Genomic DNA, 12,864 nt, shown 5'->3' on the forward strand with positions numbered 1-12,864 from the left:
TCCCACCCCCGCTGAATTCACGTGCCCCGGCGGCCGGGGCGAGCTAGGCTCGGCCGCATGAACGTCACCGGCCTCAGCACCACCGCGACCGCGCGAGCGACCAGCTCGCCGGTTGCCGCCGCCTGACCTTCACTCCCCCCGGCGACCGGAAACGGTCCGTCGGCAGTGCCGTGGCGCCTCTGGGCCCCGGCCGGGTGACCGAACGGTCCCGTTCTCCGGTGCCTCCCCGCCGCAACGCGAAGGAGCCACACCCATGCGTACGGACCAGCTGGTCAGCACGTTCGTCGAGTACTACGAGGAGCGCGGCCATCGCCGCATCTCCGGCTCGACCCTGTTGCCGCCCGACGGCGACCCCGTACTCTTCACCACCTCCGGCATGCACCCGCTCACGCCGTACCTGGAGGGCCGCCCCCACCCGCTGGGCCGGCGACTGGTGAACGTACAGCGCTGCCTGCGCACCACGGACCTGGACGAGGTCGGGGACGCCACCCACCTGACGGTCTTCGACATGCTCGGCACCTGGTCGCTGGGCGACTACGGAGGCCCGCTCAGTCTCGACTGGGCGTACGGGCTGCTCACCGAGGGCCTGGGCATCGCCCCCGGGCTGCTGCACGCCACCGCCTTCGCCGGTGACGGCCGGACCGGGCCGGACACCGCCTCCGTCGACCTGTGGCAGGGCCTCGGCGTCCCCGTGGAACTCACCGTGGAGGACAACTGGTGGCCCAACGGATCGGCCGGCCCCTGCGGCCCCGACTCGGAGATCTTCCTGTGGACCGGCGAAGGCCCGCCGCGGTCGACGCCCACCCACGACGACCGCTGGGTCGAGGTGTGGAACCACGTCACGATGACCCACCGCCGGCTCGGCGACGGCTCCCTCGTCCCGCTCCCCCAGCGCAACGTCGACACCGGCCTCGGCCTGGAGCGGCTGGCCTCCCTGCTCCAGGGCGAGTCGTCCGTCTTCGCCTGCGACGTCTTCGCCCCCTGGCGCCGCCTGGTGCCCGCCCTGTGGCCGCTGGACGAACCGTCCCTGCGCCTGGTCTGCGACCATCTGCGGTCGGCCGTCGTGGTATTCGGCGACGGCGTACGCCCGGCCAACTCGGGGCGGGGATACGTGCTGCGCCGCCTGGTACGACGGGTACTCACCCGGTTGTGGCGGGATGATCCCTCGCGCGGCGTCGGGGACCTGCCGGAGGAACTGGTCGAGCACACCCTGGACCGCTTCCGGCAGGACCTGCGCCCGGGTGACGTGCTCCGGATGCTCCTCGAAGAGGAGCGCCGGTTCCGCGGGCTCCTGGAGCGCGGCCGAGGGGTGCTCGCCAGGCCCCGGTTCCAAGGCCCGCTGGCCGAGGAGGACTTCCACTACCTCCACGACACCCACGGGCTGCCCCGCGAGCTGGTCATGAGCCTGCGCGAGGAGTGAGGACGCGAGGGGCTCCGCCGACCGCCGCCGCGGTGGCGCGGGCGAAGCCCTCCGGGTTGTCCAGCATGATGTTGTGCCCGCAGTCCGGGACCGGGACCACGGACACCCCGGCCTCGATGAGCGCGTCGGTGCCCGGGAGCGGGCCGTCGGACGCGGGCAGCAGGTAGGTGCGGGGGATCTTCAGGTCCAGCAGATGCTCGCGCATCGTGGGGGTGGTGCCTCGGGTGAGGTGGACCGCGCTGCGGTGCAGGGCCTCCCGGCCTGCCAGGCGCATCGTGGACCACCAGTGGGAACCGGCCCGGTCCCGGATCTCCTGCCAACCGCCCGCCAGGAACTCCTCCTCGGAGTACGCGGCGATGCCGCTGCTGCCCGCGGAGCCGGGTGAAGGCGGGATCGGGTCGAGGTTGGCGTCGACCAGGACCAGGCGGGAGACCAGTTGGGGGTGCCGGGCCGCCAGGACGACAGCCACCGAGCCCCCCATGCTGTGCGCGATCAGCTCGGCGCCCGTGACACCCGCGCCGGTCAGGGCTGCGGCGAGGGCATCGGCGTGGGATTCCAGGCTGTAGTCGAAGTCCGTCGGCCGATCGCTGATGCCATGTCCGAGGAGGTCGATCAGCAGCGACCGGCGTCCGGCGAGCAGAGGATGAACAGCCACCTCCGCGAAGTAGGCCGGCGACGTGGCGCCCAGACCATGGACGTAGACGCGCGACGGCTCCTGTCCCGGCAGCTCGACCCAGCGGATCCGGCCGCCCTCGGGTGTCACTACGGCGTTTCGCACAGCCTGCTCCCCTTCACCACGGGTCGACGGAGAGACGAGAGTAGTCACCGGGCGCCGGTTCACCTCCACCACCCCCGGCCGGACGTTGCGAGGGCACCGGAAGCCGAGGCCTCGGGCAAGCGAGGAGGACCGACTTCCTTGCGGGTGTGCGTTGTGCCGCCCGGATCGCAGGTGCGCACTCCGCCCCTGGTTTCCCGCCGACGGCGGAATGCATGACCCTCCAGGCTTCGGGCAACTGGCCGCCCAGGAACGGGTGGTAGCGATCTCCGTCCCGCGCCGAGCGCGCCCCTCGCCGGCCTTGCGCCGGTAGCGGGTCGACCTCGCCGTCAGTGGCCCTTACGGCGCTCCACGTCGAAGCGATACAGCACCCGCACCAGGCGCCACACTCCGACCGCCCCTCCGGCCAGGGCTCCCCCCGTCCGTACGGCTGCGGACGCCGCATCAGAGAGGCCGAAGACGAGAGTGAGGGCCAGAGCGACGGCGAAGACCGCCGCGCCAAGGGCGACAGCGGTCACCAGGGCAAAGCCGATCTCTACCGTCGTCGCATCCTTTTCCCACCGCGACTCACGCCCCATGTCCATGCCGGAAGTCTCGCAGCACGGCCAAGCCACGGCGCCTGATTCAGCAGACGTCCGGCCCCACGAGCCGGGGCGAGCCTGCCGATGGAGCTGACTTCCAGGCCTGGACCTGTGCGGCCGTCCTCGCGACCCGCTCGATCCTCGCGCGGTGGGCCGCCCGGGCTTCCTCGTCGATCTGCTGCTCGTGCTCGGGGCGCAACCCGGTCCGGCCGTCGATGCCCTCGCGCAGGATGTCGGCGTGCCCGGCGTGCCGGACGGTCTCGCCGAGGACATGGACCATGACGGCGAACAGGTTGGTGTGGGAATGAGGGTCCGGCCACCACGGCACGTGGCCGGGGGCGTCGAGGGGAAGCTCGTTGATCGTCGCGTCCGAGTGGTTCCACGTGCGCCGGCAGAACCCGAGGATCTGATCGCGGGTCTCGTCCTCGGCCGCCCACTGGTCGCTGCCGTCGTGGTCCTGCCACCGGGGCAGCGGTTCCGGGGAAGGGCGGCCGAAGACCTCGCCGAAGTACCTGGCCTCGACGGTGGCCACGTGTTTGACGAGGCCGAGGAGGTTGGTCCCGGTCGCTGTCAGAGGTCGGCGGGCGTCGTATGCGGACAGGCCGTCGAGCTTCCACAGCAGCGCCTCGCGGTCCCGCCGCAGTCTCCCGTGCAGGTTGCCCTTCGCGAACTCATCGATCATGGGGCGCGAGCCTGCCACCGGCTGCTCATACTTTCAAGATCCCGCTCACAGGCGCTTGAGACCGACGTACTGGAGGGCTGCGAAGCCGCCGACGGTCAGGCTCTGCAGCACGATCCAGACCGTGCCGACGCCGGTCGGAGACAGCACACCGGAGATCACGACCACCAGGCTGAGCACCACCCACAGCAGGTTCGCCACGATGACCGCCGTCAGTCCCGTGCGGTTGATCTCCCTCCGCGTCCCGATGGCGAGTACGCCCAGCGAGTAGAGGAGGAGGAAAACCCCGACCGGGTACTGGACTGCCGCCGTGACGCCGAAGAAGGAGTCGAGGACCGTGGCGAGTGCCAGGTACGCGATGCCGTTGAGGCCGGTGACCACCGCGTCCAGCTTGAGCGCCAGCCTCGCGAAACCGTCGGATCCCGTCGCCCTCGCGTATGTGGTGGCCCCGTCGTCATGCGTCAGAGTCATGGTCGTCTTCCTCTCGTGCACCAGGGAGTCGCCCGGATGGAAGCGGCCCCTCCGTGGGGCCTCCGAACCATGCCGAAGGTAGGCGGCCCCACGGAGGGCATCAATTACCCCCGAGGTAATCGGCCCATCGCATCCAGCGGCCCGCGCTCACGGTCGAGGATGGTGCGTCAGCCGGGCAACGACCGCCTCGCGGCTCGGTGCCGCGGGGCCGCCGCCGTTCACGCTGTTGAGTACCCAGTACTGCGGCTGCGTGACGTCGATCCTGGCCATCGCGTCCCGCAGGTGCCGCGTGACGGCCGCGTGGGCCAGGCCGCTCCAGTAGCCGATCGGCTGACTGGCCAGCATGTCGTCGGTGGCGGCCGGGTTCGCCGGCGCCTGGTCGGTGGTGTTCCCGATCGGTGATCCCATGATCGCGACGCTACGTTCCCCCGGCGCGCCGAACCATCGGAATGCGGCGTTCGTTCAGAACGCCGCGAGAAGACGCACGATCACTCGGTGACCGCCGGGCGCAGGAGGCCCCGCCCCGCGCGGTGCCACCCTGCCCCCCGTGCGGTGCCACCCTGCCCCCTTGCGGTGCCGCCCTGCGGCGGCGGCGCGTCAGCCCTGGGCGGTGTCGTCGCCCGGCTGTCCCGTGCCCTCGGCCGCGCCGGTCTTCTCGCGCATCTTGCGCACCAGCTCCGCCTTCTGGTCGGCGGCGCTCCGGCGGTCGAGATTGCGGTGCGGACCGTTGTTCTGCCGTTCGGCGCGGGACAGCTTCTTGCGCTGGCCGCCGCCCTGGCCCACAGGGTTGTTGATGTTCTTGCTCACGGTCACGGGTTCTCCCGGTAGTGATGTGAAGTGATCTACGGATTCACCGGTGGGGGACGGGCGGCGACGTCGGCAGGACGTCAGCGGCGGCCCATCACGCGCTCACTCGTAAATCGGCGTCTGGAATGACGAAGACGTTACCCGGTTCCGCCGCCCCCCGCACACCACGCGTTCCGGGTGGCGGCTGCCGGACTCACCTAGTATGTAATGCATGCAGACACAAAATGACCCTTACGAACTGTCCGTCGAGCTGCCTACGGTCGAGACCTACCTGCGGCTGCGACCCGCGGCGGGTCTGAGCGCGATGCCCTCCGAGGCGGCGGTGCTGGGCCTGCCGAACACCTGGCATGCGGTTCAGGTCCGCCACGACGGTGAACCGGTCGGTATGGGGCGGGTGATCGGCGACGGCGGTTGCTTCTTCCAGGTCGTCGACATCTGTGTCCTGCCCGGCCATCAGGGGCGTGGCCTCGGGAAGCGCATCATGGCCGAGCTGATCGGCGAACTGGAGCGCCGGGCCCCGGCCGGCGCCTATGCCTCCCTCATCGCCGACGGCGACGCCCGGCACCTCTACGAGAAGTTCGGCTTCCGCGAGACCGCACCGGCCTCGGTGGGCATGCACCGCACGGTGTGACGGAGGAAACCGTGACCCTGGCCGCCGTGACCGATGAGTCCCGCTCCCGCGTGCGGTCAGTATCGACGAAAGCAACCGCACAGAGGCAACCGCACGGACAGGAGCAGCACATGGGTCAGCTGGTCGTGGTCAACTTCGTCTCGTTGGACGGGGTCATGCAGTCGGTCCTCTCGGCCGACGAGGACCGGGACGGCGGGTTCGATCAGGGCGGCTGGGTGCTGCCGTACGTGGACGAGGTGGTCGAGCGGTTCATGAGCGAGGCCACGGCCGGCGCCGGCGCTCTGCTCCTGGGGCGCAGGACCTACGAGATCTTCGCCGCCACCTGGCCCTACGCCGACCTGGACGACCCCGCTGTGGCCGCGATGAACGCGATGCCCAAGTACGTCGCATCCCGCACGCTCAAGGAGCTGGGCTGGGCGAACTCCCTGCTCCTCGGGGCCGATCCGGTGGCGGAGATCAGCCGGATCACGGCCGCGTCCGGGAGCGAGACGGTGGTGCTGGGCAGCGGAGAGCTCCTCGCGACCCTGATCGAGCACGACCTCGTCGACGAGTACCGGCTGCTCGTCTTCCCTGTCGTCCTGGGCGGTGGGAAGCGGCTCTTCGCCGATGGCAGGGGTCCTCGTCACCTGACGCTCACCGCAACGCGGCCGACACCGTCCGGCGTCCTGATCAACACCTACCGCCGCCTCGCCGAGAAGTGACGGGCCCATCGGCGGCAGCGGGGGAACTGCTGCTCGCGCACGAGAAAGGGGCACAGGCCGGTGGCGTTCGGCGTGGAGATCAGGAAGGCTGGTGCGCATGGTCTCGGTAGTACAGAACGTGGCGATCGACTGTGCGGATGCCTACGGGCTGGCCCGGTTCTGGAGCGGTGTGACGGGTCATCCGCTGCACCCGGAGGACAGGCCCGGCGTCCGGGAGGCCCAAGTGCTGCTGGCGGAGGGCCCGGTGCTGCACTTCAATCAGGTGCCCGAGGCCAAGACGATCAAGAACCGACTCCATCTGTGCCTGCGCCCGGAGACCTCGCGCGATCAGGAGGTGGACCGGCTGCTGGAGCTCGGCGCCACGTTCGTCGGCGATCACCGGAATCCTGATGGTTCGGGCTGGGCGATCCTCGCCGATCCCGAAGGCAACGAGTTCTGCGTCCTGCGGAGTGAGTCCGACCGGGCCGCCATGAATTCCTGACGCTCGCGCCGACCGGGAGGGACCGGCCGACACCGGTCCGACGGCTCCGACGGCCCCGGGCCGCGCGGCTCCGAACGAGTGGACTTCGCAGGGCACGGCCGGGATGCGGTACGGAGTCCGGGGGCCGGGTGGTGTCGTTGCCGTCGCTCCGCTCCCCTCCCTCCCGGTCCGGAAGAGGCCCCCCATGCGACGACGCTCCCCCACCCGACGTCTGTACGCCGCGATGCTGCTCGCGGCGTCCGTACTGGCCCCGATGGCCGTGGCTCCCGCTCCGGCGGTCCACGCCGCAGGCCTCGACCGGCACGATCAGCACCACGGGAACGGCCTGCCCGGCAGACACGACCGGCACGGCGAGGACGACTGTCCGCCCGGCGGTCTCGGCCCCGAGCTGACCGCCAAGCTGGACAAGGCCATCGCGGACGTCCGCGAGCAGGCCGGTATTCCCGGCGCCGTCGTCGGGCTGTGGATGCCGGGGAAGGGCAGCTACGTCCACGCCGACGGCGTCGCCGACAAGGTCACCGGTGAGCCGATGTCGGCCGGCACCCGGATCCGGATCGGCAGTGAGACCAAGACGTTCACGGTCACCGCGCTGCTCCAACTCGTCGACGACAAGCTCGTCAAGCTGGACGACCCGATCTCCCGTTACGTCTCCGGCGTGCGCAACGGCGACCGGATCACGCTGCGCCAGCTCGCCGGGATGCGCAGCGGGCTGTTCCCGTACACCGCCGACGCGGACTTCGTGCACGACCTGCTGAGCGACCCGTACCGCTCGTTCACCCCGCGGGGCGTGCTCGCGTACGGCATGAAGCACAAGAACACCTTCAAGCCGGGTGCGGAGTTCCAGTACTCCAACTCCAACCTCGTCCTGCTCGGCCTGGTGATCGAGAAGGTCACCGGCCAGAAGCTCCGCCAGGTCATCCACGAGCGGGTGCTCCGCCCCGCCCACCTGCACAACACGCTCTTCCCGACCGGGGCCGAGTTCCCCGAGCCGCACGCCCGCGGCTACACCGACCAGACGCTGAGCGGCGAGACCGAGGACGCCACGGACTGGAACCCCTCGTGGGCGTGGGCGGCGGGTGCGATGATCTCCGATCTGCACGACCTGCGCCGCTGGGCCGAGGTCGTCGCCACCGGGGAGCTGCTGAGCCCCGCGACCCAGGCGCAGCGGCTCAAGACCCTGCCGACCGGCTTCCCGGGGCTCGGCTACGGCCTCGGCATCTTCGACGCCGACGGGTGGATCGGGCACAACGGATCCCTGCCGGGGTACGAGACGGTGACCGTCTACCTGCCCGCGCAGAAGGCCACCATGGTCATCATGATCAACACCGACTCCCTGAGCAATGGCCAGGAGCCGTCCACCCTGCTCGCCCGCGCGGTCACGCGGATCGCCACCCCGGACCACGTCTACGACGGCAGCGCCTCCCAGGAGCCGGCCACGCCGGCCGCTTCCTGAGACTGCCCCGGAGTCCCGGTCCGGGCTCTCACCCCAGCCCCTCCTCCACCAGCGCCGCCCACTGCGCCACCACCCGTGCCCGCCGGGCGGCGTCATCGGTGAGGAGGTTGGCGAGGCCGAGGCCGCGGGCCATGTCCAGGAGGCCCTGGACCGTTTCGCGCGCTCCGGGGCGGGACTCGTCCGCGCCCAGGAGCTCGACGGCGATCCGGTGCGTCTCCCGGCCCACCCGCGCCTCCAGCTCCGTCACGCGCGGGCGGAGCTGGGCCTCGTTGGAGGCGGCGACCCAGAGCTGGAGCGCGGCCCGGAACAGGGGGCCGGTGTAGAGGTCGACCAGGGCCGCGACCACCTCGGCGCGCCCCTGGACGGGGAGCGCGCGCAGGGCGGCGGAGCGTTCCTCGGCGACGTACTCCACCGCCCCGGTGAACAGGTCCTCGCGGGTGGGGAAGTGGTGCTGGGCCGCACCGCGCGAGACGCCGGCCCGCTCGGCGACGACGGAGACGGTGGAGCCCGCCCAGCCGTGTTCGGCCAGGCAGGCCACCGCCGCCTCCAGGAGCCGCTGCCGGGTCGCCCGGCTGCGGTCCTGCTTCGGCGCGTGAGCCGATCTCGCGACACTGGAGGAGGTCACCGCACCCATGCCGGGTCCCGTCGTTCGAGGAAGGCCGTCATCCCCTCCCTCGCCTCGTCGGAGGCGAACAACGCGGCGGATCGGGCGACGAGGTCTTCGGCGTACTGGTCGAAGCTCCTCAGCACGGTAGCCGTGACCAGCTCCTTCGATGCGGCCAGCCCCTGCGGCGAGGCCCGGCGCAGGCCGTCCAGGATGGGGACGAGTGCCTGGTCGACGTCCTCGGCTGCTTCCGTGACCAGCGAGATCCTGGCCGCCTCCGCCGCGTCGAAGCGCTCACCGGTGAGGTAGTAGCGGTTCGCCGCCGTGCGGTCCAGGCGCGGCAGCAGGGTGAGGGAGATGACCGCCGGGGCCAGGCCGAGGCGTGCCTCCGTGAGGGCGAAGGTCGAGGCCGGGCCCGCCACCGCGATGTCGCACGCCGCCAGCAGGCCCAGGCCGCCCGCCCGGACATGGCCCGTCACCCGGGCCACGACCGGTTTGGGCAGCGCCACGATCTCCCGCATCAGGCCCGTGAACGCCTGCGGGTCCGGCGGCGCCTTGAGGTCCGCCCCGGCGCAGAACGTCGTGCCGGTGTGGGTGAGCAGCACCGCCCGTACGGTGTCGTCCGCCGCGCACCGCGCCAGCGACTCCCGCAACTCGCCCACCAGAGCGGCCGACAGCGCGTTGCGGTTGGCCGGCGAGTCCAGGGTCAGCGTCGCCACTCCCCGGTCGCGGAGCCTGTCGATCAGGGTCACTTCTCCTCGGTCCTCTCCGTCTTCTCCCGGTCGCGCAGCTCGCGCCGGAGGATCTTGCCGGACGCGGCCCGGGGCACCGCATCGACGAACTCGGCCTGCCGCACCTTCTTGTACGGGGAGACGCGTTCGGCGACGTACGCCAGGACGTCCTCCACCGTCAGGCCGTCCGCCGCCGGGCCCCGGACCAGGAACGCCTTCGGTACCTCGTTGCCGTCCGCGTCGTACACCCCGATGACCGCCGCGTCCGTGAGGTGCTCGTGGGTGAGGAGCAGGGCCTCCAGCTCGGCGGGGGCGACCTGGTAGCCCTTGTACTTGATCAGCTCCTTGACCCGGTCGACGACGAACAGCCAGCCGTCCGCGTCGGCCCGCCCGACGTCGCCGGTGTGCACCCAGCCGTCCGCGTCGATCATGTCGGCGGTGGCGTCGGGGCGGCCCAGGTAACCCTTCATCACCTGGGGGCCGCGGATGAGGATCTCGCCGTCCGCGCCCCCCTCCGCGTCCTTCGCCGGGTCCTCCAGCGACACGATCCGCATCTCGGTGCCGGGCAGCAGCTTGCCGACCGTGCCCGGCGGCGGGTGCTCGGCGGAGAGCGGCACCACGTGCGTCCCCGGTGACAGCTCCGTCATCCCGTACGCCTGCCGCACCGGCGGCACCCCCAGGCGGGCCGAGCAGGCGGCGGCCAGGTCGGCGTCGAGCGGGGCGGCCGCGCTGACGATGTACTGGAGCGAGGAGAGGTCGTACTCCCCCACCAGCGGGTGCTTCGCCAGGGCCAGCACGATCGGCGGGGCCACGTACAGGCCGGTGATCCGGTGCGTCTGGATGGCCTCCAGGAACTGCGCCAGGTCGAAGCGGGGCAGGACGACGACGGTGGAGCCGCAGCGCAGCGGGACGTTCATGAGGGCGGTGAGGCCGTAGATGTGGAAGAACGGCAGCACCGCCAGGATGCGGTCGCCCTCGCCCATCGGGATGAACGGTCTCAGCTGCTCCAGGTTGGTCGCGATCGAGCGGTGCGTCAGCATCACGCCCTTGGGCGTGCCCGTCGTGCCGGAGCTGTACGGGAGGGCCGCGACGTCCTCACCGGGGTCGATGGCGATCGTGGGCTCGGGGGCGGTGGAGGACAGCATGTCCAGGATGGAGGTGTGGCCCTCCGCCTGGTCGCAGACGTAGATCTCCCGGATACCGCCGGTGAGTTCGGCCGCCCGGCGGGCGGTCGTCAGGAGCGGGGAGACGGTGACGATCCAGGTGGCCCCGCTGTCGGCGAGCTGTTTGGCGAACTCCTCGGGCGTGGCCAGCGGGTGGACGGTGGTGACGGAGGCCCCGGCGCGGGTGGCCCCGTAGAAGACCGCCGGGTAGGCGATGGTGTTCGGGCTGTGGAGGGCGAGGACGTCGCCCTTGCGCAGCCCCGCCTCGGCGAGCGCGGCGGCGATGCGCCGGTGGAAGCCGTCGAGCTGGGCGTACGTGAGGGAGGCGCCGTTCGTTCCGTCGATCAGGGCAACGGTGTCGCCGAACCCGGCGGCCCCGCCGAGGACCGCGTCGTGGATGGGCGTGTCGAGGGCCGGTACGTCTGCGTACTCGCTGCGGAACACCATGGCGGTCCCCTGTCGTCGCGGATGTCCGCGCCGCCCGGGTGGCGGCGCGGGACGCCGTGCGGGTGTGGAGGGTCAGAATCACCCCTGTGGGGGAGGGATGGGGAGAGGTCGGACGGAAGCGGATCCAAAAGGCCGGAGAACGAAGGCCGGAGGACGAAGGCCACCGGACGAGGGCCGTGCCCCCGGAGGCTCAGTACGACTTCGGCAGGCCCAGCGTCTGGTGCGAGACGTAGTTCAGGATCATCTCGCGGCTGACCGGGGCGATCCGGGCCACCCGGGACGCGGTGATCAGGGACGCGAGGCCGTACTCACGGGTCAGCCCGTTGCCGCCGAGGGTGTGCACGGCCTGGTCGACCGCCTTCACACACGCCTCCCCGGCCGCGTACTTCGCCATGTTCGCCGCCTCGCCCGCCCCGACGTCGTCGCCCTGGTCGTACAGCCGGGCCGCCTTCTGCATCATCAGGCGCGACAGTTCCAGGTCGATGTGGGCGGTGGCCAGGGGGTGCGCGATCGCCTGGTGGGAGCCGATCGGGGCCTTCCACACCTGCCGGGTGCGGGCGTACTCCACGGCCTTGGAGAGCGCGAAGCGGCCCATGCCGATGCCGAACGCGGCCGTCATGATCCGTTCGGGGTTGAGTCCCGCGAAGAGCTGGAGGAGGCCCGCGTCCTCGTCGCCGACCAGGGCGTCGGCGGGCAGGCGCACATCGTCCAGGACCAGCTCGAACTGCTTCTCCGGGGCGTGGAGTTCCATGTCGATCCGGTTCCGGCCGAAGCCGGGGGCCTCGCGCGGGACGATGAACAGGCAGGGCTTCAGCTTCCCGGAGCGGGCGTCCTCGGTGCGGCCGACGATCAGCGTGGCGTCGGCTATGTCGACGCCGGACACGAAGACCTTCCGGCCGGTGAGCACCCAGTCCGTGCCGTCGCGGCGGGCGGTGGTGGTGATGCGGTGGGAGTTGGAGCCGGCGTCGGGCTCGGTGATGCCGAAGGCCATGGTGAGGCTTCCGTCGGCGAGGCCCGGCAGCCAGGTGCGTTTCTGCTCGTCGGTGCCGAAGCGGGCGATGACCGTGCCGCAGATCGCGGGCGACACGATCATCATGAGGAGGGGCGAGCCGGCCGCCCCCAGCTCCTCCAGGACGATGGAGAGTTCGGCCATGCCGCCGCCTCCGCCACCGTACTCCTCGGGGAGGTTCACCCCGAGGTAACCGAGCTTGGCGGCCTCCGCCCACAGCTCGTCGGTGTGGTTGCCCTCGCGGATGACGGTGGTCATGTAGTCGCGCCCGTACCGCTTGCCGAGGGCGGCGACGGCGGCGCGCAGGGCCTGGTGCTCTTCGGTTTCGAGGACGGTGCGTGCGGTGCTCATGCGGTCTCCTCCGGTACGGGGATGGCGGCCGGGTCCTCCTGGACCACGGCGAGCAGCGCGCCGACCTCGACCTGGAGTCCGGGGGCGGCGTGCAGGGCGGTGAGGGTGCCGGAGGCGGGGGCGAGGATGCGGTGCTCCATCTTCATCGCCTCCAGCCAGATCAGCGGCTGCCCGGCCTCGACGGGGCCCCCGGCGGCCAGGCCCTCCGCGAGGCGGACGACGGTCCCGGGCATCGGGGCGAGCAGGGAGCCCGGTTCGGTGTGCGTGGCGGGGTCGGTGAAGCGGGGCAGGGCGGTGAAGGCGTACGAGGCGGCCCCGGTGTCCACGTACACCCGGTCGCGGTCGGCCGTGACCGTGAAGTGCCGGGCCACACCGCCCACTTCGAGGGTCACGCGGTCCGGGGTGACGGCGAGGACCCGGACGCCCGGGGCGTCGTGCGGTTCCGGGACGCCGGTGCGCGGGGTGCGGTAGGCGACCTCGTGCTCGGCCCCGTCGGGTTCGCTCCGGTAGCGCTTGGTCTCCGGCTGCGAGGGCAGGTTGCGCCAGGCCCCGAAGCGGGT

General features: G+C 71.6%; 15 protein-coding genes and 1 pseudogene. 5 read left to right on the forward strand and 11 right to left on the reverse strand.

Annotated features, from left to right (window positions below):
• Positions 1-253 precede the first annotated feature (253 nt).
• Positions 254-1,420, forward strand: coding sequence for an alanine--tRNA ligase-related protein (locus tag HET64_RS28660; protein ID WP_215110057.1), 1,167 nt, complete (start codon positions 254-256; stop codon positions 1,418-1,420).
• Here the strand turns inward: HET64_RS28660 and HET64_RS28665 are convergent.
• The 6 genes and pseudogenes from HET64_RS28665 to HET64_RS28690 all read right to left on the reverse strand — a co-directional run bounded on the left by HET64_RS28665 (position 1,398) and on the right by HET64_RS28690 (position 4,739).
• Positions 1,398-2,198 (reverse strand): alpha/beta fold hydrolase, encoded by an 801-nt coding sequence (locus tag HET64_RS28665; protein WP_215110058.1) that lies wholly within the window; start codon positions 2,196-2,198, stop codon positions 1,398-1,400. The genes HET64_RS28660 and HET64_RS28665 overlap by 23 nt on opposite strands.
• A 326-nt stretch (positions 2,199-2,524) precedes the next feature.
• Positions 2,525-2,779 carry a DUF6332 family protein gene (locus tag HET64_RS28670; RefSeq protein ID WP_215110059.1) on the reverse strand — a complete coding sequence of 85 codons (255 nt, stop codon included), beginning with the start codon at positions 2,777-2,779 and terminating at the stop codon, positions 2,525-2,527.
• A gap of 40 nt (positions 2,780-2,819) precedes the next feature.
• Positions 2,820-3,458 (reverse strand): DinB family protein, encoded by a 639-nt coding sequence (locus HET64_RS28675; RefSeq protein ID WP_215110060.1) that lies wholly within the window; start codon positions 3,456-3,458, stop codon positions 2,820-2,822.
• 45 nt (positions 3,459-3,503) lie between these two features.
• Complete coding sequence (locus tag HET64_RS28680) at positions 3,504-3,926, reverse strand: hypothetical protein (RefSeq protein ID WP_215110061.1); 423 nt, start codon at positions 3,924-3,926, stop codon at positions 3,504-3,506.
• A 165-nt stretch (positions 3,927-4,091) separates the two neighbouring features.
• Positions 4,092-4,334, reverse strand: a pseudogene (locus HET64_RS28685) (MarR family transcriptional regulator); the annotation flags it as partial.
• Between the two features lie 189 nt (positions 4,335-4,523).
• Positions 4,524-4,739, reverse strand: a complete 216-nt coding sequence (locus tag HET64_RS28690) for a DUF6243 family protein (protein ID WP_215110062.1) — start codon at positions 4,737-4,739, stop codon at positions 4,524-4,526.
• A 205-nt stretch (positions 4,740-4,944) separates the two neighbouring features.
• Between HET64_RS28690 and HET64_RS28695 the strand changes: the two genes are divergently transcribed.
• The 4 genes from HET64_RS28695 (at position 4,945) to HET64_RS28710 (ending at position 7,999) form a co-directional block, all read left to right on the forward strand.
• Positions 4,945-5,364 carry a GNAT family N-acetyltransferase gene (locus tag HET64_RS28695; RefSeq protein ID WP_215110063.1) on the forward strand — a complete coding sequence of 140 codons (420 nt, stop codon included), beginning with the start codon at positions 4,945-4,947 and terminating at the stop codon, positions 5,362-5,364.
• Positions 5,365-5,474: 110 nt separating this feature from the next.
• Positions 5,475-6,065 carry a dihydrofolate reductase family protein gene (locus tag HET64_RS28700; RefSeq protein WP_215110064.1) on the forward strand — a complete coding sequence of 197 codons (591 nt, stop codon included), beginning with the start codon at positions 5,475-5,477 and terminating at the stop codon, positions 6,063-6,065.
• Positions 6,066-6,162: 97 nt separating this feature from the next.
• Positions 6,163-6,546, forward strand: a complete 384-nt coding sequence (locus HET64_RS28705; protein ID WP_215110065.1) for a VOC family protein — start codon at positions 6,163-6,165, stop codon at positions 6,544-6,546.
• A 184-nt stretch (positions 6,547-6,730) separates the two neighbouring features.
• Complete coding sequence (locus HET64_RS28710) at positions 6,731-7,999, forward strand: serine hydrolase (RefSeq protein ID WP_215110066.1); 1,269 nt, start codon at positions 6,731-6,733, stop codon at positions 7,997-7,999.
• Between the two features lie 28 nt (positions 8,000-8,027).
• Here the strand turns inward: HET64_RS28710 and HET64_RS28715 are convergent, their stop codons facing one another.
• From HET64_RS28715 to HET64_RS28735, 5 genes are all read right to left on the reverse strand, one after another.
• Positions 8,028-8,633 carry a TetR/AcrR family transcriptional regulator gene (locus tag HET64_RS28715; RefSeq protein ID WP_215110067.1) on the reverse strand — a complete coding sequence of 202 codons (606 nt, stop codon included), beginning with the start codon at positions 8,631-8,633 and terminating at the stop codon, positions 8,028-8,030.
• Complete coding sequence (locus HET64_RS28720) at positions 8,621-9,355, reverse strand: enoyl-CoA hydratase family protein (protein ID WP_215110068.1); 735 nt, start codon at positions 9,353-9,355, stop codon at positions 8,621-8,623. Before HET64_RS28720 ends, HET64_RS28715 begins: the two co-directional genes overlap by 13 nt.
• On the reverse strand, positions 9,352-10,944 hold the full coding sequence (locus HET64_RS28725; RefSeq protein ID WP_215110069.1) for a 4-coumarate--CoA ligase family protein: 1,593 nt from the start codon (positions 10,942-10,944) through the stop codon (positions 9,352-9,354). The genes HET64_RS28720 and HET64_RS28725 overlap by 4 nt, the downstream gene beginning before the upstream one ends.
• A gap of 190 nt (positions 10,945-11,134) precedes the next feature.
• Positions 11,135-12,304: an acyl-CoA dehydrogenase family protein gene (locus tag HET64_RS28730; RefSeq protein WP_215110070.1), complete on the reverse strand. Its 1,170-nt coding sequence runs from the start codon at positions 12,302-12,304 to the stop codon at positions 11,135-11,137.
• The coding region (locus HET64_RS28735) for a biotin/lipoyl-containing protein (RefSeq protein WP_285801914.1) at positions 12,301-12,864 on the reverse strand (564 nt) is incomplete at its 5' end. The genes HET64_RS28735 and HET64_RS28730, both read right to left, overlap by 4 nt.

Source organism: Streptomyces sp. McG3 (genome assembly GCF_018619185.1).
GTDB lineage: Bacteria > Actinomycetota > Actinomycetes > Streptomycetales > Streptomycetaceae > Streptomyces.

Coding starts and splice junctions, on each gene's coding strand:
- HET64_RS28660 (WP_215110057.1), top strand. CDS start 254: ATGCGTACGGACCAGCTGGTCAGCACGTTCGTCGAGTACTACGAGGAG.
- HET64_RS28670 (WP_215110059.1), bottom strand. CDS start 2,779: ATGGACATGGGGCGTGAGTCGCGGTGGGAAAAGGATGCGACGACGGTA.
- HET64_RS28675 (WP_215110060.1), bottom strand. CDS start 3,458: ATGATCGATGAGTTCGCGAAGGGCAACCTGCACGGGAGACTGCGGCGG.
- HET64_RS28680 (WP_215110061.1), bottom strand. CDS start 3,926: ATGACTCTGACGCATGACGACGGGGCCACCACATACGCGAGGGCGACG.
- HET64_RS28695 (WP_215110063.1), top strand. CDS start 4,945: ATGCAGACACAAAATGACCCTTACGAACTGTCCGTCGAGCTGCCTACG.
- HET64_RS28700 (WP_215110064.1), top strand. CDS start 5,475: ATGGGTCAGCTGGTCGTGGTCAACTTCGTCTCGTTGGACGGGGTCATG.
- HET64_RS28705 (WP_215110065.1), top strand. CDS start 6,163: ATGGTCTCGGTAGTACAGAACGTGGCGATCGACTGTGCGGATGCCTAC.
- HET64_RS28710 (WP_215110066.1), top strand. CDS start 6,731: ATGCGACGACGCTCCCCCACCCGACGTCTGTACGCCGCGATGCTGCTC.
- HET64_RS28715 (WP_215110067.1), bottom strand. CDS start 8,633: ATGGGTGCGGTGACCTCCTCCAGTGTCGCGAGATCGGCTCACGCGCCG.
- HET64_RS28725 (WP_215110069.1), bottom strand. CDS start 10,944: ATGGTGTTCCGCAGCGAGTACGCAGACGTACCGGCCCTCGACACGCCC.
- HET64_RS28730 (WP_215110070.1), bottom strand. CDS start 12,304: ATGAGCACCGCACGCACCGTCCTCGAAACCGAAGAGCACCAGGCCCTG.